This is a genomic window from Arthrobacter sp. TmtSoilC79, assembly GCF_059739405.1.
This window is the reverse complement of sequence record NZ_AP046051.1, coordinates 4,442,451-4,461,185: the sequence shown is the minus strand read 5'-3', so window position 1 is coordinate 4,461,185 and position 18,735 is coordinate 4,442,451. Positions and strand designations below refer to the sequence as shown.

At 64.8% G+C, this 18,735-nt stretch carries 16 protein-coding genes; 7 read left to right on the top strand and 9 right to left on the bottom strand.

The features are described 5' to 3' along the window. The first annotated feature begins 2 nt into the window (after positions 1–2). The gene (locus AC6JA3_RS20430; RefSeq protein WP_223944383.1) at positions 3–1,583 is read left to right on the top strand and encodes a glycoside hydrolase family 43 protein; all 1,581 of its coding nucleotides are present in this window, start codon (positions 3–5) and stop codon (positions 1,581–1,583) included. Next, positions 1,580–2,611, top strand: coding sequence for a LacI family DNA-binding transcriptional regulator (locus tag AC6JA3_RS20425; RefSeq protein ID WP_497920559.1), 1,032 nt, complete (start codon positions 1,580–1,582; stop codon positions 2,609–2,611). The genes AC6JA3_RS20430 and AC6JA3_RS20425 overlap by 4 nt, the downstream gene beginning before the upstream one ends. On the opposite strand, the gene AC6JA3_RS20420 is transcribed toward AC6JA3_RS20425, so the two are convergent. From AC6JA3_RS20420 to AC6JA3_RS20390, 7 genes are all read right to left on the bottom strand, one after another. Continuing rightward, complete coding sequence (locus tag AC6JA3_RS20420; RefSeq protein ID WP_347782136.1) at positions 2,608–4,284, bottom strand: thiamine pyrophosphate-binding protein; 1,677 nt, start codon at positions 4,282–4,284, stop codon at positions 2,608–2,610. The genes AC6JA3_RS20425 and AC6JA3_RS20420 overlap by 4 nt on opposite strands. Then, complete coding sequence (locus tag AC6JA3_RS20415; RefSeq protein WP_223944385.1) at positions 4,281–5,057, bottom strand: cyclase family protein; 777 nt, start codon at positions 5,055–5,057, stop codon at positions 4,281–4,283. Before AC6JA3_RS20415 ends, AC6JA3_RS20420 begins: the two co-directional genes overlap by 4 nt. Before the next feature lie 7 nt (positions 5,058–5,064). Beyond that, the gene (locus AC6JA3_RS20410) at positions 5,065–6,717 is read right to left on the bottom strand and encodes a phytoene desaturase family protein (protein WP_223944386.1); all 1,653 of its coding nucleotides are present in this window, start codon (positions 6,715–6,717) and stop codon (positions 5,065–5,067) included. 23 nt (positions 6,718–6,740) lie between these two features. Then, complete coding sequence (locus tag AC6JA3_RS20405) at positions 6,741–8,525, bottom strand: flavin reductase (protein WP_223944387.1); 1,785 nt, start codon at positions 8,523–8,525, stop codon at positions 6,741–6,743. 27 nt (positions 8,526–8,552) lie between these two features. Beyond that, positions 8,553–9,794: a styrene monooxygenase/indole monooxygenase family protein gene (locus AC6JA3_RS20400; protein WP_223944388.1), complete on the bottom strand. Its 1,242-nt coding sequence runs from the start codon at positions 9,792–9,794 to the stop codon at positions 8,553–8,555. A 64-nt stretch (positions 9,795–9,858) separates the two neighbouring features. Next, positions 9,859–10,647, bottom strand: a complete 789-nt coding sequence (locus tag AC6JA3_RS20395) for an SDR family oxidoreductase (RefSeq protein ID WP_026548029.1) — start codon at positions 10,645–10,647, stop codon at positions 9,859–9,861. Between the two features lie 124 nt (positions 10,648–10,771). Continuing rightward, positions 10,772–10,921 carry a hypothetical protein gene (locus tag AC6JA3_RS20390; protein ID WP_347782135.1) on the bottom strand — a complete coding sequence of 50 codons (150 nt, stop codon included), beginning with the start codon at positions 10,919–10,921 and terminating at the stop codon, positions 10,772–10,774. Positions 10,922–11,134: 213 nt separating this feature from the next. Here AC6JA3_RS20390 and AC6JA3_RS20385 point away from each other — a divergent pair, with 213 nt between their 5' ends. Continuing rightward, positions 11,135–12,058: an AraC family transcriptional regulator gene (locus AC6JA3_RS20385; protein ID WP_347782133.1), complete on the top strand. Its 924-nt coding sequence runs from the start codon at positions 11,135–11,137 to the stop codon at positions 12,056–12,058. Positions 12,059–12,073: 15 nt separating this feature from the next. Here the strand turns inward: AC6JA3_RS20385 and AC6JA3_RS20380 are convergent, their stop codons facing one another. After that, a complete protein-coding gene (locus AC6JA3_RS20380; RefSeq protein ID WP_026548031.1) occupies positions 12,074–12,775 on the bottom strand; it encodes a FadR/GntR family transcriptional regulator in 702 nt (233 codons plus the stop codon). A gap of 75 nt (positions 12,776–12,850) precedes the next feature. Next, positions 12,851–13,669, bottom strand: coding sequence for an alpha/beta fold hydrolase (locus AC6JA3_RS20375; RefSeq protein ID WP_347782132.1), 819 nt, complete (start codon positions 13,667–13,669; stop codon positions 12,851–12,853). Positions 13,670–13,798: 129 nt separating this feature from the next. On the opposite strand from AC6JA3_RS20375, the gene AC6JA3_RS20370 reads away from it, so the two are divergent. The 4 genes from AC6JA3_RS20370 (at position 13,799) to AC6JA3_RS20355 (ending at position 18,703) form a co-directional block, all read left to right on the top strand. Beyond that, the gene (locus AC6JA3_RS20370) at positions 13,799–15,322 is read left to right on the top strand and encodes a four-carbon acid sugar kinase family protein (protein ID WP_497920558.1); all 1,524 of its coding nucleotides are present in this window, start codon (positions 13,799–13,801) and stop codon (positions 15,320–15,322) included. Positions 15,323–15,357: 35 nt separating this feature from the next. Then, on the top strand, positions 15,358–16,260 hold the full coding sequence (locus tag AC6JA3_RS20365) for an NAD(P)-dependent oxidoreductase (protein ID WP_347782130.1): 903 nt from the start codon (positions 15,358–15,360) through the stop codon (positions 16,258–16,260). Between the two features lie 101 nt (positions 16,261–16,361). Then, a complete protein-coding gene (locus AC6JA3_RS20360) occupies positions 16,362–17,828 on the top strand; it encodes a GntP family transporter (protein WP_026541739.1) in 1,467 nt (488 codons plus the stop codon). Next, entirely contained in the window at positions 17,828–18,703 is an 876-nt protein-coding gene (locus AC6JA3_RS20355; protein WP_223944394.1) for a class II fructose-bisphosphate aldolase, read from the top strand. The genes AC6JA3_RS20360 and AC6JA3_RS20355 overlap by 1 nt, the downstream gene beginning before the upstream one ends. Positions 18,704–18,735 lie beyond the last annotated feature (32 nt).

The following is an 18,735-nucleotide window of genomic DNA, read 5'->3' as shown; positions in this document are numbered from 1 at the left end:
CCATGGGAAATCGACACCGCACGCGCGAATACAGCAACCCCATCCTCAACGCCGACTGGCCGGACCCGGACGCCGTCCAGGTTGGGGGCACCTATTACCTGATTGCCTCCAGCTTCAACCGGGTCCCTGGCCTGCCCGTTCTGCGCTCCACCAACCTGGTGGATTGGGAACACATCGGGCATGCCCTCGCGGAACTTCCACAAACAAGCCACTACTCCCTGGTGCGCCACGGAAGCGGCGTATGGGCTCCCGCACTCCGCTATCACGACGGGAAGTTCTGGATCTTCTACCCGGACCCGGACCATGGAATCTTCGTCCTGAGCGCGGACAAAGCCGAAGGGCCGTGGAGCGCGCCGCACCTTTTGTACGCAGGCCGTGGCCTGATAGATCCGTGCCCGCTGTGGGACGACGACGGGCAGGCGTACCTCGTGCACGGCTGGGCAAAAAGCCGCATCGGGGTGAAGAACCGGCTGACAGTCCACCGGATGAGCCCCGACGCCACACGATTGCTGGACCACGGGACGCACGTCATCAACGGCGAAGACCTGCCCGGATTCACCACGCTGGAGGGCCCCAAGTTCTACAAGCGCGATGACTGGTACTGGATCTTCGCGCCCGCCGGCGGGGTCTCCACCGGGTGGCAGTCGGTGTTCCGTTCCCGCTCGCCGTTCGGGCCTTATCAGGAACGCCGGGTGCTGGAGCAGGGCGATTCGCCGGTGAACGGCCCCCACCAGGGCGCCTGGGTCACCACTCCCGAGGGCCAGGATTGGTTCCTGCACTTCCAGGACCGCGGAGCTTACGGCCGGGTTGTCCATCTCCAACCCATGGGTTGGGACGCGGACGGCTGGCCATGGATGGGCAAAACAGCGGACGACGGCGGACCGGGAACCCCGGTTTTGACCCACCCCTATCCGGCGGGTACTTCGCCCGAAGCCGTGGCACCTCCAGCCAGCGACAATTTCACCACTCCCGGACTGGGGCCGCAGTGGCACTGGCAGGCCAACCCCCGCAAGGAGTGGTTTTCCACCTGTGGAGGAGGGCACCTGGTCCTGCGTCCGCAGGCCAACGATCCCATCAACCTCAGGGAGCTCCCCAACGTCCTGGGCCAGATCCTCCCCGGCGTTCCGTCCACCTTCACTACCACCCTGGAACTTGACGATGTCCCGGCAGGCACCAGGGCCGGCGTCGTGGTTCTTGGCCAGCGGTACGCCTGGTTGGGGATCGTGCGGACGGGCGACGGGTACGTCCTGGGCAGCGGCACCGGCAGCGAAGGTCCCCACGAGCTTCCCGTCGGGCGGGCCGTGGACCTTCCCGGGCCACGGATCGAACTGCAGATCCGCACGGACCAGACCCCCCGGGCATCGTTTGCCTGGCGGGTGGGTCCCACGGATCCCTGGCAGATTCCGCTCTGGGATTTTGATGTGGTGGAGGGACGCTGGATCGGGGCTGAGCTGGGGATTTTCACGGCTTTACCGCTGGGTTCGCGCGAAAGTGGCAGTGTTATCGTTGGACCCGTGCGGGTCGAAACTTCGCCGGTCCGCCGGTCGACCGCTCCGCGCATTGCCGCCGCAGTTTCCCCATGAGTTCAAGGACCGCCCCGTTGACCGCCACCCCACGCCCCAGGATTGCTGATGTGGCTGCGGCTGCGGGTGTCTCCGTACCCACTGTTTCCAAAGTGCTGAACGGCCGATCCCACGTCTCCGAAGCCACGCGCGCACGCGTCCGGAAGGCGTTGGAGGAGCTCGACTACACCAAGCGGAACACCGTCACGGAGCCCGGCCTGCTGCAACTGGTGGTGAACAACTTCGATTCCCCCTGGGTCCTGGAAACCATGGAAGGGGTTGAAGCGGCCGCTGCGCGGCTCGGGTATACCGTGGCGTACACGCGGGCCGTGAATGCCACGGTGGAGAACTGGCAGAAACTCCGGGAGCCCGCCAGCAACCGCCTTGACGGGGTGATGCTGCTGGCGCCCCGCCAAGGGTCGGCGCTGGTGGACCAAGCCCGGGCGTTGAACATTCCTGCCGTCGCCATCGATCCCGAGGGGTCGGAGGGGCTGCAGATTCCCAGCGTCAGCCCGGCGTCGTTCTCCGGAGCACTGGCAGCGGTGTCCCATCTGCTGAGCCTGGGCCATCAGCGCATCGGCATCATTACAGGCCGGGTACACAGCCCCGGCCATGGCCGCGCCCGCTACGCTGCCTACGCCGCCGCCCTGCACGAAGCCGGGCTGCCGGTACTGCCGGAGTTCGTGCGCGACGGCGACTTCAGCATCGAGTCCGGCCTTCGCCTGGGCGGCGAGCTCCTTGACCTTCCCGAGCGGCCCACCGCGATCTTCACGGGAAGCGACCTGCAGGCGCTGGGCGTCATGAATGCAGCAGCACAGCGGTCCTTGCGCATTCCGGCCGACCTCAGTGTTGTGGGCGTTGACGACATCGCCCAAGCTGCGCTGACCTCACCACCCCTGACCACGGTCCGGCAGCCCCTGGCCCAATTGGCGTCGATGGCCGTAGGCATTCTGGCGGACCAGATCGAGCAGCCGGACCTTGGTTCCTCAGCAGCCCTTGAGGTGGCCACGGAACTGGTAATTCGCGCCAGCACCGCCCCGCCTAGCTAGTGGCCCTGGAACGCCTCCGCCAGCCACCACGATCCGCCGTCGGAGGCAATCTTCGCATCGATCACCAGCGGCCGGTCCTGTGTCCCGGCTTCGTAGGCCGCGATCCAGGGTCGGATGGCGTCCAGGTCTGCTACAGTCCGGACGGTCACGCCTTCGGCCCCGAATCCGCGCGCGATTGCAGCAATGTCCGTCTCCGTGAACACCACGCTGGCGAGCTCTGCCTCGGAGTGTTCCGAAGCGAAGTGATGCACCTCGGCGCCGTAAGCTGCGTCGTTGTACACGATGCAGACCAGGGGCAGTTTCAGGCGGGCCGCGGTTTCGAGTTCGCTGATGCCCATGAGGAAGCCGCCGTCGCCGGCGCCCAGCACGGGCAGTCGGTGTGGTTGGGCCAGGGCCGCGCCGATGGCCGTGTACAGGCCCAAGCCAATTGCCTGGAACGCTTGCGTGAAGCAGAACCCGAACTCGTCGGGCACGGCGAGGTATTGGCTGGGGTAGCCCATGAAGTTGCCCGAATCCACGGCCACGATCCGCTCTGTGGGGAGCAGGGTGTCGAGTTCGCGGGTGAGGACGCGGGGATCGATGGCTGTTTCCGTGGACAGGTCTTCGGTGTCCACGTCCCGCCACCTGGAGCCCTGTTTGATGGCCAGGGCGTTGGCTTCAGTGCGGTACTTTTCAACCGGCTCGGACTGCACGGAACGCAGGGCCTCCAACGCATCCACAGCGGTCAGGGCCGAGTCACCCAGCAGCCCGAGGGTGATGGGCCGGTTGGCGCCGAGCGCGGAATCTTCGACGTCGATCTGCACCACTTTGGTGCCGGCGGAGATCAGTCTCCCGTGCCGCATGGTCCACATGTTCAGCGCGCAACCCCAGCCCACAATCAGGTCCGCGCCGCTGATCAGCTCGGCCGTCAAGGGTGAGGAGAAACCGCCGGAAATTCCCAGGTTGTGGGAGTCGCCATTGAACAGCCCGCTGGCCACTGCCGAGGTTGCCACCAGCGCGCCCGCGTGCCGGGCCAGCTCCAGGATCTCCTCCCGGGCACCCCTGCCGCCACGTCCGGCGACGAACACGGGCCGTTCCGCGGCGGCGATCAACTCCACCAGTTGCTGCACTCCGGCAGTATCCGGGCGGACCTTCAAGGGTTCAGGCACGACGACGGCACCCACCTCGTCCGCCGAACTGGCACCTTGGATATCCAACGGCAGGCTCAGGACCACCGTGCGGCGCTCGTTCACCGCCGTCCGGAAAGCCCTGACAGTGTCCGCAACAGCGCTTTCGGGGGAGTGGATCCGCTCAGCCACGGCGCCGACGCTCCGGGCCAGGGCGTCCTGGTCGATCTTGAAGTTGGACCTGGTGGCTGCGGCCTGGGTATCGGCGGTGAGCACGATCATCGGCGTCCGGCTTTTCGCTGCTTCCCCGATCCCGGTGATGGCGTTGCTTAGCCCGCAGCCCTGATGCGTGGTCACCACACCCACTTTGCTGGACATCCGGGAGTAAGCATCCGCCATGGTCGCCGCGCCGCCCTCGTGCCGGGCCGCGGTGAAAGGGATGCCTTCGGCCATGAGGGTGCCGGTGACATCGAAGTTGCCGCTGCCAACCACCCCGAAAACATGCCCGACGCCGAGCTTCGCCAGCGTCCTGCCCACCAGCGTGGAAACCCGTATTTGCCCGCTCATGCTTTTTCAACCAGCGCGTACACGCGGCTGGGGCTTCCCGTGCCGCCCACGATCGGCAGCGGCGCTACCACCAGGGTGGCGCCGGTGACGGGGAGCCGGTCCACGTTCCGCAGCGAGGTCACGCCGTACTTGTCCGCTCCCAGGAGGAACGAATGCACGGGGAACATCGGATCCAACGAACCGGCCTGGCCGGCGTCGATCCCCACCGTTTCTACACCGAAACCGCTGATCGAGGCGTTCCCGGCGAGCCACTTGGCGCCCGCGGCAGAGACCCCGGGAGTGTGGGGTCCGGCGTCGTCCGCGTTGACGAAAGCCGCCGGGTCCGTGCCGCGGGCAGCCCAACCGGTCCGGAAAATGATCCAGCAGTTCTCCGGGAAAGAGCCGTGTTCCTCCTGCCACTGCTCAAAATGTTCCGGTTCCAGCAGGAAATCCGGGTCCGCGGCAACCTCGGCGGTCTTATCGATCACCGCAACCGGACCCATCAGGCGGTGCGGTTCGATCTGGTCCACTGACTTGCCGTCCTTGCCGGTGATCCAGTGCACCGGCGCGTCCAGGTGCGTCCCGGCGTGTTCGCCCACGGTGACGTCGTTCCACGCCCAAGCCGGGCCGGCGTCGTCGAAATTACTGACCGGCGAGACCGACAAACCCACCGTGTTCGCGAACGGCTGCGGCAGGTTCAGGATGGGGGTTTCAGAACTCAGGGGCGTGGTGAGATCGATGATTTCCACCGAACCACTCGAAAGGGCTGCAGTGAGCCCGGCCAGAACAGACATTGTTCTCCTATCGCTTGCTTGGTTTAAGTGCTGCTTGAAGGCGGGAAAGCCGTGAAGGCGGTGCGGTCAGTTTTTGCGCCACCAGGTGTCCGGAACCGCCGGAAAGTCCAGGGCCGGGATGCGTCGATGCGCCGATGTGCCAAAGACCGTCGACGGCGGTGCGGTGCCCGGCTGCCGTGGGGAACGGCCGCCACAGAAGGTTCTGGAAGAGCTCAGCGGAACCTCCGTAGGGGTCGCCGTTCACGGCGTTGGGATTCGCGTCCGCCAGGTCCGTGGGAGCGATGATGTCCGAGGCCAGGACAGTCGCCCTGGTTCCCGGTGCGAACTTCTCCAGGCGTGCCAGGACCCGTTCCAAGTAGCCCTGTTTCAACTCCTCAGTCCAGCCCTCCGCAACGGTCAACTGGCCCGCCGCATCGCCTACCGGCGTGAACGGGACTTCCTGCAGTTGCAGCCACAACGTGGCCTTGCCTTCGGGAGCCCGCGATGGATCCAGCACGTATTGCTGCCCCACCACCACCGTGGGTTCGCTGGGAAGCAGGCCTGCTTCAGCCTGGGCGCACGCAATTCCCGTGCTGTCAGAGCCGCTGCTGATGTGCACCAGCGGGACGGTGTTGAGCCGGGGATCAAGCCACTCCACAGGCTTATCCAGAGCCAGGTGGATCTGCATGGCGCCCCGGCCGTTCTGGTAGCGGGCTGCTGCGTCGGCAGTGCCGGCCGGTGGCTGGCGAAGGAGCCGGGTGTACAGGGCCTGGGGGGAAACGTTGGCGAGCACCGTGCCTGCGGAAACCACTCCTTGCGACGTCCGGACGCCGGTGACGGAGCCATCTTTCGTGGAGCCGCTGCCGGTCCCCACCAGGATCTCCTCCGCCTCAGCGCCCAGCATGATCCGGACGCCGTTGTCGCGCAGCAACGACTCAAACGCCGCGACGAACCTGGAGGCCCCGCCCTTCACGATCGGCATCCCGAAGCTGTGCATGCTCATGGCCATCACCGGCAACATGACACCGCCGGTTGCATGGTCCGGGCCCAGCCCTGCGTGCAGGAGCCAGGGTGACCACAGCTGGTCCGCTTCCCACCCGTCAAAGCGGCTGCGGGTGTAGTTCCTGCCGCTCATCACCGAGTCCCTGACGAATGTTTCCGTCCCCGCAAAACGCCCCCGGCGTACAGCACCAAAGGCAATCTTCGCGACCTCCCCGAAGGACCTGAGTTCCGCCCCGAACGCCCCGAACACCGTGCCGGCATTCCGTCCAAGGTCGTCCAGCATTGCCCCATAGGCAGCCTGGTCGCCAGGGGGGGTGAACGCGGCAGCCGTCTCACCCGGATCCCGCTGCGCAATCACCACACGATGCTCCCCGGTCACCGGATCCGCGGCAACGCTGGCTGTCACAGCTTCGGTGGTGTTGCAGTACTCCAAGCCCCTGGCATGCAGTTCCTTTCCCAGCGCCGCGTAGGCACCGCCGGACACGAACAGAGGGTGCCAGGATGAGAAGGAATCATGGATGAAGCCGGGCAGCGTCCGCTCCGCCGAATGAATGAAACCACCCAGCCGGTCCGAGCGTTCGATGATGCACACACGCTTACCGGCAAGCGCCAGCTCCGCTGCCGCAACCAGGGAATTGATGCCCGAACCTATGATCGCGACGTCAACTGAATCGTCCATGTCCGCACCTTTCAAGGGGGTTGCTAGAAGTCCGGGTGGCTGGCTGTGGCGTGGTACTTACCGGCATGGAACACCAGGGGAGCGCCGCCGTCGTAGTCGTATTTCTCCACTTCACCCACGTAGATGACGTGGTCGCCGGCGTCGTACCTGGACACCGTGCGGCACTGGAAGGTGGCCACCGCGCCGTCCAGCAGCGGAACCCCTGCGATGCCCTCGGTGGTCCCGGCGCCGGCGAATTTGTCGGTGGCCGGCGTGGCGAACTGGCGGGACAGGACGTGCTGGTCGCTGGCCAGGATGTTGATGGCAAAGTGGGTGGCGTTTTCGAAGTCGCCCAGGCTGGGTGAGCGTTTGCCTGGGCACCACAGCACCAACGGGGGTTCCATGGAGACTGACGTGAACGAGTTCGCGGTCATGCCCACCTTTCGGCCGTCTGCAGCAACAGTGGTCACCACGGTAACGCCTGTGGCGAACTGGCCCAACGCACCCCTGAAGTCCCGGACGTCGAAAACCGCGGTGTCTTCCTCCTTGCGGGCCTGCATGAAGTCGGCAGCGGCGGTGGGATCGAACCACCAGGGGTAGGACGTGCGGGGATCATCAAATCCTGCCGCGATGCCTGCTGCCAAAGCCGGGTGTTCCGCAGCTTCGCTGAGCAGCGTCTTCTGGTGGTCCCGGCGCGGCTTGAGGAGATCATTGGTCCACTCCACGGCCCACTGGCCCCAGCCTCGCCAGAACTCATCGAACGTCCGCTCCATCCAGTTGCGGTCGAACGGCTGCTGGCCCCGGCGAATGATCGCGTCGAGGTAATACTTTGCAGCCAGCGTCGCATTGTTTGAGCCTTGGCCGGTGAGGGGATCGTTGAGGACCACAGCGTCGCCGAGCCCGAACACCAGCTTTCCGTTCCCGAGCTCCCCGACGGCGGACCTCACCGTTGGCGTGATGCGCCCCAGAAGCGTGGCGCCGCTATCGGTCAGTTCGGCTGTTGCGAAGTTATCGGCCTCGTGCGGGAAGTGCTCGCGCAGGATTTCCAGCGAACGGTCCAGTTGTTCCTGAGGGGTTTCGATGCCGCTCCAGCGGTCCATGGGACCACCAACCACGCCTTCGAACACCATCATGCGGCACGGTCCGGAAACGGTCAGGCCGGGGAAGGTAAAGAACTCGCCGACGCCGGGGGCCATGGACATGCGGATGGCATCGGCGCTGTTGGAGGTGCTGTTGGAGGTGCTGTTGGGGACGCTGTCCGGTGACTCATTGCCGGCGACCGGCACACCGGCATCGGCCGTGACGTAATTGAGCGCGAGCACCCGTTGCGGCCGGTCGAAGGGCGATTTCGCCTTGTCGCGCGGGAAGATCTGGCCGATCTCACCCTTGCCAGTGCTGACAATGACCAGCTCATAATCGCGGGCCAGTTCTTCGAGCATGCGGGGGGTGACCTTCTCAATCCGGAAGTCACCCCCGGCGGCCACGAACGTCTCGATCCAGAGGGCGCTCTTGATGCGTTGATCAATTGAGCGGGCGGGGCCATCCAAGGGGGCTTCCCACTCTATGGGCTCGTCCGCATCCACACGGAGGCGGATGGAAGTGATCTCAGGGACGGAGCCGGAGTCATAGAACCCGTTAAGGGAGGTGCCCAGCTGGGCTTCGGCATCCAGGGCGGTGGAAAACATGCACTGGCTGGACATGACTTTGCCGGTGCGGATCTGGGCTGCGGAACGGTCGGACAAAAGGGTTACCGCATAGCCGTCCCGTTGCAGTCCGAGCGCCAGCTGGGCGCCCGATTCCCCTGCCCCAATGATTGCTATTTTTCGCATGGTTGAGTCCTTTTTAGCAGGGTTGTGCTAAGAAACCTTGGCGGCGGAAAGGCCTGCAAGGTAGTCAGCGGCTTTGTCCGGGTACATGAACCAGTCCTGGAATTCGGGCGGGTGGTTGAAGCCGTTGGCGAAGCGGTGCGCGATGTCCGGCTCGTTGTTCGCGGCGCCAAGGAGTTCAAGGACGTGGGGCGGCGGCGGAGCCAGGAGGGCATTTGTCCAGTGTGCAACGTGCTGGGCGTAATCCCAATAGCGCTCGAACGTGGCCTGCATGAAACCGGCATCGAACGTCCCGCTTCCGTGCTGGAGGATGCTTTCCAGGTACGACGCCGCGCACTTGCTGGCGTTGTTGGAGCCTTGCCCGGTGATGGGATCGTTCAACACCACGACGTCGGCCAGGCCCAGTACCTGCCGTCCGCTGGGCAGCGTAGCAATGGGGTGGCGGACCGTGGGGGCAAAGCGTCCCTGAAGGATGCCATTGGGGTCGGTCAATTCCACGTCCGTGGCCCGTTCGGCTTCCCACGGCAGGAAGGTGTTGAGGATGTCTTTGGAGTTCTGCAGGTGTTCCTCGGGGGAGAGGCCCTTCCACGTATCCATGGGTCCGCCTGGAACTCCTTCGAACACCATGATCTCGCAGGGACCCGTGGTGGTCAGGGCCGGGAAGACGAAGTATTCGCCCACGCCGGGAATGAGGTTGAACGAGACCGCCGAGTACTCTTCGCGGGGTTTCAGGCCCTTGACGTAGGTCAATGCCAAGGCGCGCTGCGGGGCGTCGTAGGTGCTGCGTTCGGCGTCGCGGGTGAAGAGTTGCGCGATTTCGCCCTTGCCGGCCGCCACAATCACCAGATCCGAGTTCTGCGTGTACTTCTCCAGCTCGGCTACTCCGGCGTCCTCGAACACCAGTTCGCCGCCCCGTGCCGTGAACTCTTCCATGAATTTAGGGAACTTCACGCGCTGGTCGATGGACTTGGCGTGGTTGTCCAGGCGGGAAGCCCAGCTGATGGCCTTCTCGCCCGGCAACTCCGGGTGGGGGATGGTGAATGAAATGCCGTCAACGGTGGGCGCGTCCGGCCAGAAATCCAAGCCCAAGGCCCGCTCGTGCTCCAGGGCGTTGTGGAAAATACATTGGCTGGAGGCTACTTTGCCATCATGGATTTCCTCAGGCGTGCGGTTGGAGATGGTGGTGACCTGGAACCCGGCGTCGAGGAGGCCGATGCCGAGCTGCAGTCCTGACTGGCCCGCTCCGACGATGGTGATGTGGCGTTGCGTCATGGTGTTGCCCTTTTCTCTTGGTCTGTGCGGTCTCTGTTGCTGTTGTGCTTGGCTGTCGCTGTTCTCAGTTGGCGGCAAGGAGGGGGATGGTTTCCTCGGCGCGTTCCGGCCCCAGGGCGGAGTAGCCGCCGTCGACGGCCCAATCCGCGCCGGTCACGAAACTGGCCTGGTCGCCGGCGAGGAACGCGACGACGTCGCCCACCTCATGCGGGCGGCCAACGCGCTTGAGTGCATGGAACGGGGCGGCCACGGCGTCGGTCTTTTCGAGGTTCCCGTTGCTCAGGGAGTCCATGATGTTGCTCCACACCCAACCGGGGCTGACCGAGTTGACCCGAATGCCGTCCGGTGCGAAGTCCACGGCCATGCTGCGGGTGACCTGGACCAGGGCTGCTTTGCTGGCCGGGTAGAGCCAGCGACCGGTTTGGGCCACTGAGCTGGAGATCGAGGTGAAGTTGATGATGGCACCGTGTCCGGATGCCTTGAGGTAGGGGCGGGCTGCGTTGCTTGCCACTACCGCGCTGACAAGGTTGACGTTGAGTGCTTCGAGCCAGTCTGCCCGGCCTGATGCTCCGCCGTCGTCCTTGTATGTGCAGGCCAGATTGACCAGGATGTCCAGGCTGCCGTGCCGGGCCGCGGTCCCGCTGACCAGCCGGTCCACGGCTGCATCGTCGGTGATATCTGTGTGGGAGTAGTGGACTCCTTCGCCCAACCCGGCGGCGAGGGAGGCGCCGTCGGGGTCTATATCCGCAACCACCACCACAGCTCCAGCGTCCCGCAAGGCGGTGACCACGCCCTGGCCCACCTTGGTGGCCCCACCGGTAACTATCGCTGTCCTGCCCTTGAGTGCTGACATGTGCCAAACCCTTTCCTGCGACGATGATGTTACGGAAATATGACGTGCGTCATAGTTGTCCTGCAAGTGACTCTAGGGAGGCGCGGTCTTTCGGAATATCCATTTGGTGCGGGGATTATCCGAATTACGCAGGGTCCTCCTCTTCTTCGTGCCAGCCAACCCAGGCCGCGGAAGTGAGGTGGGTTTCCCTGGCCCGAAGCTCCGGCGCCCAGAGTTCGAAGTGACTCTGATCCCATTCGTCCCGCCGGTCATGCACCAGCTTGATGTTCTTCACTTGTCCTCACCTCGCTTCCGTAACTGTTGCAGTTCTGTGAGCTGCGTCATACTGGTCCTGAAAGCGACTCTAGAGAGTCGCTGGACTCCGGAATATCCGCTCGGCGCGGGGACCATCCGAAAAGCGAAAATGACCCGTGCAGCAGAAAACCGGTGAAGCAGGTGGCGGATGGTGAGGATTCTTCCTCGTGACGTACTGCGGGGGCGGCCAACCATGGCCACCACCGACGTAGACCAAGCGCACGCCAAAATTGCTGAGCTGTTCTGCAGCCACGAGCTGGCCCCGAGGGCCCGCCAGGCCTCCGTGGACATGAAGCTACGCTCCCTTCACCGCGGTGATGTGGGAATCGAGTTCCTGGACTACGGCGCGGACGTTCGGATTGAGCCGGAGGGCCTCCAGGATTTCCACCTGGTGCAGATCCCCTTGGCCGGGCATGCGTCCATGCAAGTGGGTGCCAGCACCGTGGACTCAAATCCGGCCATGGCCACCGTTCCTCCGCTGGACAGGCCCTTCTCCATGAGCTGGGACAGCGGCAGTCCGCACATGATTGTGTATGTCAGACGCTCAGCACTGGAGCGGGTTGCCTGGCAGCTCAACGGCACGGCGCCGGGTGGACTCGGCTACGGCATGGACCTTTCAGGTGCGGCCGGCCGCGCATTCTTGAGGGCCGTCGTCGAACTTCATGACGACATGATCAGCCAGCCGCAGTCCACGGCTCCGGCCTTTGTGCAGGGATTGTTGGCGGACAGCATGGTGTCGCGCCTGCTGATGGCGATGGAGCCGGCCGTCGGGGAAGCCCGGGACGTGGATTCCGAGAGCCGTCTGGTCCGGGAATGCCGTGAACTGTTGGAAAAGCACGCTTTCGAAGAACTGACTGTCCCGGACATCGCTGAGTGCCTGGGCGTTTCGGTCCGCACGCTCCAAACCGCGCTGCGGGCGGAAACGGGAGCGACGCCGTCGGACATGCTCCGCAGTATCCGCCTGGACCGGGCCCGGGAGATGCTGTTGGAGGCCAGTCCCCGTGAGCAAAGCGTGACGGCGGTTGCGGAGTTGTGCGGTTTCACGCACCAAGGGCGCTTCTCTGCGCTGTATGTGAAGGCCTTCGGCGAGCTGCCCAGCGAGAGCTTGCGCCGCTAGCTACGCCTGTGCCAGCTACGCCTCCAGCACGTACGTCTTCAGGTCATCCAGTGTCTGCTGCATGTGCGCGTCCATGGCAAGCCGGGCTTCGTTCGGATTGCGGGATTCCAGGGCGGCAGCGATCTTCCGGTGGTGCCCGATCGCGTGTTCCTGGATCTCCGGGAAAGCCGAGGTCTCCGTGCGGCGGGCTTCGAGGACCCGGTGCAGCGGTTCGAAAAGTACGGCAACAAAGACGTTGCCGGAGGCGTGCAGAATAACGTCGTGGAAGGCCAGGTCTGCCTCCACGAAGCCTGCGAGGTCGTTGACGTCGTGGGCGGCCTGCATCTTATTGACGTGTTCGGTCAGGGCCGCGAGTTCGGCATCGGAAATGCGCTCTGCGGCGAGCTCGCATGCGCCTGTTTCGAGCATGCGGCGGAGCTCAATAAGCTGGATCGCCGCGGCGGCGTCTTTGGTTCCTTCGGAAGCGGCACGAAGTACGGCTTCCAGCGAAGCCCACTGGTTGAGGGGATTGACGAACGTGCCACGGCCGCGCTCCACACTGAGAATCCGCTGCGCCTCGAGGGTTTTCATGGCCTCGCGCACGGTCATGCGGCTTACCTCGTGTTTGGCACTGAGCTCGAGCTCACCGGGGACCACTGTTCCGGGTGGAAATTCACCCGCGATGATGCGGTCCAGCAACTCATCTGCCACCACGCCCACCAGTGACTTGCGTGCCATGTATCCCCATTTCCTGTACTTCAGACCGTCCGGCTCCCCGCGGATTTCCCTCGGGACGGGCGGTTGTCAGACATCTTACGCTGGCCGTGGCCGGCTTGTTTCCCAAAATCCGGTGAGTGCCTCTACGCATTCCCGGGGTCGTTCCCAGTGGACGTTGTGGCCCGCACCGCTGATGGCTTTCAACTGACGCCCCGGGCCTTCGGCCACGAAGGCGCGCATCTGTTCCATGGGCCGGACCCGGTCATCAGTTCCGGCGATCACCAGCAGTGGTGCGTGGACGCGGCCGGGGACTGAAGGCTCGACGCCGGTCATGGCCGCCAGCGCGCTGGCGTACAGAACCGGGAAGGGGGCATCGAAACCGGTGCTGAGCCGCTCCATGTCTTCTGCGGAAAGGTCCCCGTACCAGGCATTCATGAGCTTCGCTTTGGTCGTGGTGTCGAAGAATCCCTGATTCAGCTGGGTTCTGAGTACGTCCTTGAAGCCCTGGTTTTGCGGCACCGGCGCCATGCCCACCAGGGTCAGCGAGGCCACCAGGTCGGGGCGGGCTGCCGCAAGGGTCAACGAGACACTGCCGCCCATCGAGTGGCCCACCAAGTGGACCGGTTCCTGCGCGGCGCGGGCTGGTCTTCGGGCGTCCAGGGCTGCCGCCACGGAAGCTGCTGCCGAGTCCAGCGTCCACGCGAAATCCGGAGGCAGGGACTCGCCTGGGTGGTAGCCGGGGAGGTCCAGGATCCAGACTTCGCGGCCGGCGTCGAGCAGTTTCGCTGCGAGTGGCTCCCAGTACACCGAGCCGGATGCCCAGCCGTGGATCAGCAGCACGGGAAGCGGCTGACCTGCGGGAATGGCCGGCGTGAGGACTTTCACGAACGGGAGCGGAACAACACTGTCAGCCATGGACCCAGCCTAGTGATGCGCAGCACCTTGCGCCGCGAAGAGCCGTGTGTCACACTAATTCAAATGTTAGATGTCTGACATCTTACATTCACAAAACCGCTACAGAGATTTCCCACGATGGAGTGCACAGTGACCCTTGAAGCCGACGTTTTGGCCGCTTTCCCGGCGGAAGTCCAGATTCCCGCCCAGTTGGTTGCCGACGCCGTTGCGGCGTCGTCTGCGGCCGCACCCAGGATCCTGGTGGTCCTCGACGACGACCCCACGGGCACGCAGTCCGTTGCCGATCTCGCTGTGCTCACCCGCTGGGAAGTTGCAGACTTCACCTGGGCCTTCACCCACATCCACGAAGACAAGACCAAGCCTGCTGTCTACGTCCTCACCAATACCCGCAGCCTGGACCCGGCCGAAGCCGCCGCGCGGAATGAGGAGATTGTGCGCAACGCCCTCGCCGCAGCGGCCGGCAATGGGGTTGGTCCTCGGCTGCGCCTGGGTTTCGTCAGCCGCAGCGACTCCACCCTCCGTGGCCACTACCCCCTGGAGCCGGACGTCATCGCCGCCACCGTGGCGGCCGAAACCGGTGAAGTCACTGACGGCGTGGTGATCGTTCCGGCATTTCCCGACGCCGGTCGCGTCACCATCGGCGGCGTCCACTACATGCGCGGGACGGGCGACAATGCAGGCACCCTCACCCCTGTTGCCGAGACGGAATTCGCCAAGGACGCGAGCTTCGGCTTCGCCAACTCAGAGATGGCCAAGTATGTGGAGGAGAAGTCGCACGGCCGATTCCCTGCCGCCGACGTGATCGTCCTGGACCTGAACATCATCCGGGCCGGAGCTTCCGCACAGGATCCCACCATCTCCGCAAAGGCCATCGCCGACGCCCTGGAGCACGCCACCAACTCCACCCCGATCGTGGCCGACATCGTTACCGAGAACGACTTCCGCGCCCTCGCCCTGGGTCTCGAAGAAGCCGAACGCCGCGGCAAGAAGCTCCTGTACCGTGTGGGCCCGCCCTTCGTGAGGGGCCGGATCGGACAGGAAATCCGCAGCGCGCTGACCTCGGAGGAAGCCTACGCAGGCAACACTCCCTCCACAGCCGGCGGCCTGATCGTGGTGGGCTCCCATGTGGGTGTCACCACCCGCCAGCTCAACTCACTGACCGCAGAGCACAGCTCGGCCCGGACTATCGAGATCGACGTCGAGAAACTGATCGCCGGAACCGAAACCGCGGGCGAAGCAGACGCCGAAGCCTACATCGAAACCGTCGTCTCCGACGTCGTCGACGCCCTCCACAAAGGCGACGTGATCGTCCACACCAGCCGCCTGCTCATCAAGACCGACGATCCCGCAGCGAGCCTGAAGATCGCCCGCACCGTCTCGGCCGCCGTCGTCGCCGTGGTGAACCGGACTCTGAAGACCTTCCCGCCGCGGTTCGTCATCGCCAAGGGCGGCATCACGTCCTCGGACGTGGCCGCGCACGGCCTGGAAATCCGCCACGCCATTGTCCGCGGCCCCATGCTGCCAGGCATCGTCTCGCTCTGGGAGCCGGTGGACGGCCTCGCCAAGGGCATCCCGTACATCGTCTTTGCAGGCAACGTGGGCGATGACCAATCCCTGACCGACGTCACCCGCAAGCTCAGCGCCACTTTCTAGAACCCCAGCCGCAGAAAAATTCAATGGAGAACACCATGACCAGCAGCAACTACACCGTCACCGTCCTGGGCCTGGGCGCCATGGGCCTGCCCATGGCAACCCGCCTCGCCTCCGAGCTCACCGTTCACGGCTTCGACATCGCCGAGCCCAGGCTGGAACTCGCTGCAGCGGCCGGCATCAAGACCTTCGCCTCTGCCCGTGAGGCATCCGATGGCGCCGACGCCCTGCTCCTGGCCGTCCGCAACGGCGAACAACTCAACGACGTCCTCTTCGGTGAGAACGGCGTCGCTTCGGTGTTGAAGCCGGGCGCTGTAGTGATCCTTGGCAGCACCGTAGGCACCGACGCCATCCCCGCCACAGTGGAGAAGCTTGCAGAATACGGGGTGGCCCTGGTGGATGCGCCGCTTTCCGGTGGTCCGAAGCGCGCCGGAGAAGGCGACCTGCTGATCGTTGTCGGCGCCGAACCGGAGGCACTTGAAAAGGCCCGTCCCGCACTGGAGCTGCTGGCATCCACCCTGAGCATTGTTGGAGACAAGCCCGGCGACGGCCAAGCGCTGAAGACGGTCAACCAGCTCCTCTGCGGCGTCCACATTGCCGCTGCTGCCGAGGCCATGGCCCTCGCCGATGCCTTGGGCCTGGACCAGGCCAAGACCCTCGCCGCCCTCGAAGCCGGGGCCGCCGGCTCCTTCATGCTTTCCAACCGCGGCCCGCGCATCCTGGAGGCCTACTCCGAAGACGGCGCAGAGGTCCTGAGCCGGCTCGATATCTTCGTCAAGGACATGGGGATCGTAGGCAAGGCAACACGGGCCGCAGGCCTGGCCGCCCCCGTTGCCGCCGCAGCAGAACAGCTTTACCTCCTCGGCCAGGCCCAAGGCCTCGCCGCCGCAGACGACTCCGCCGTCATCAAGGTTGTTGCGCCCTCAAAGCGCACCGCCTAAGCACCCCACCAGAACGCGCGACGACGGCGATCCCCCCTTCGCCGTCGCCGCCACCTCCCGCCGGTCTTCTTTAGACTGGTTTGTCAAAGGAGACACCCCCAATGAATCCCCTCGTTAACTCCTTGATGGTCCGGGCGGCCGATGCCCCACCCATCAAACCCGCAGTGGAGCTGGGAACACCCCTTCTGCTGACCATCGCCGCTGCCGGTATTGCCCTGCTGCTGGTGCTGATCATCCGCTTCAAAATCCAGGCTTTCGTTGCCCTGCTGGCCGTCAGCATTCTGGTAGGCGTCGCAGCCCAGATTCCGCTGAAGGACATCTTCACCGTGGTGACCACCGGCGTTGGCAGCACCATGGGCAAGGTCGCATTGCTGATCGCCCTTGGCGCCATCCTCGGCCGGATGATCGAAGTATCAGGAGGGGTGCAATCACTCGCCACCCACTTCACCCAGAAGCTCGGCGCCAAGCGCGTCGCCGTCGCGCTGACCGCCGTCGGCTTCCTTGTGGCGATCCCCGTGTTCTTCGAAGTGGGCGTGATCGTCCTGGTCCCGATCGTCTACGCTTTCGCCAAGATCGCCAATGTGCACCCCATCAAATTCGGCCTGCCCATGGCCGGCATCATGCTGTCCATCCACGTAGCTGTCCCGCCGCACCCGGGCATCGTGGCAGGGGCAGGCGTCTTCGGCGCGGACATCGGGCTCATCACCATGATCTCGCTCATCATCTGCATCCCCCTGGGCTTCCTGTCCTACTGGGTTGCCAGCATCATGAACCGCAAGGACTACGAGCTTCTGCCCGGCGTCAAAAAGCAGGTTGAAGAGTTCGGCTCCGAGTCCCTGGTCCACGTTGGCCACGAAGGTCCCGGCGCCCGTGCGATCGCCCCTCCACGTCCCGGCCTGATCATGTTCCTGATCGCCGCACCGATCGCCCAGATCCTCCTCGGAACCGTCGGCACGCTGACCATCCCCAAGGAGAACTACTGGTATGGCGTGGCCGCGTTCATCGGCAACCCCTTCTTCGCGCTCCTGGTAGCCGTGGCACTCTCCTTCTTCCTGCTCGCCGTCCGCCGCAACTGGTCCCTCAAGGAAACCGGTGAGATCTTCGAAGGCGCATTGCCTCCCATCGCTTCGATCCTGATGGTTGTTGCTGCCGGTGGCGTGTTCGGTGAAGTCCTCCGCACCTCGGGCATCGGCGCGGCCCTGTCCCACACCCTGGACAGCCTCGGCCTGCCGGTGATCGTCCTTGGCTTCATCATCTCCCTGGCATTGCGCGCCGCGCAGGGTTCGGCCACCGTGGCAATCGTGACCACAACCGGCCTGCTCACCTCCGCGGTAATGGAGGGCGGTTACACTCCTGCCCAGATCGCCGTCATTGTGATCGCCATCGGCTTCGGTGCGCTGGGCCTGTCCCATGTGACGGACGCAGGCTTCTGGACCGTGATCCGCTACTACGGCCTCACTGTCTCCGACGGACTCAAGACCTGGACCGTCCTCACCACCATCCTGGGCCTCGCCGGCTTCGTGCTGACGTACGTCGCCTGGATCCTGGTGGGAGGCCTTGGCCACTGATGCGTGCCAAACTCGACCACCTGGTTGGCTCGGCGCTGACGTCAGGTTCCGCTGTTCCCGCCTTCACCTGCTACGACTTCACCACCGCCCTGGCTGTAGTTTCGGCCGCAGAGGAAGCCCGCTTGGGAGTGATCCTGCTGGTTGCGCCCAAAACAGCATGTACCGCCAACGGCTTGAGGCTCATCGCCGCCCTTCGCGGCCTGGCCGACGACGCCACGGTCCCGGTCTCCGTCCAGCTGGATCATGCCTCGGACCTTGAGGTCATTCTCGAATCCGTGGCTGCCGGTGCGGACGCCGTGCTGGCCGATGGTTCGTCCTTGCCCTACGAGAACAACATCGCCCTGGTCCGCCAAGTCCGTGCCGCGCTGGACGCGGCCGGTGCTGCCGACGTCGTGATTGAAGCGGAACTCGGCGGCCTCGCGGGCGATGAGGACAAGGCTTTCAGCGCCGCTGATTCAGCGCTCGACGCCGGTGCTTCCGTTGCGGGACTCACTGACCCCGCGCAGGTGGCGGACTTCGTGGAGCGGACGGGTGCCCAACTCCTGGCTGTGGCTGTGGGCAACGTGCATGGAAAGTACACGGGCGAGCCCGACATCCGCTGGGATGTCCTGCAGGACGTCGCCGCGCAGACCGCAGTCCCGCTGGTGCTGCACGGTGCCTCGGGAATCCCGGCCGATGAGCTCTCAAAGGCACCTTCCATGAACGTTGGCAAAGTGAACTTCAACACTGAACTTCGCACCGGGATTCTTGCCACACTCGAATCCGAAACCACAGCCCACCGGGCCGATGGCGAGAATCTGCAAGGCCTGCTGGGCCGGTGGAACGTCTCAGCAGCAACGTTTGCCGGGGCCACGCTGGAGCTGCTCAGCACCTGACGGCAGCGCGGCGCCCGGGCCCGTCATCACAG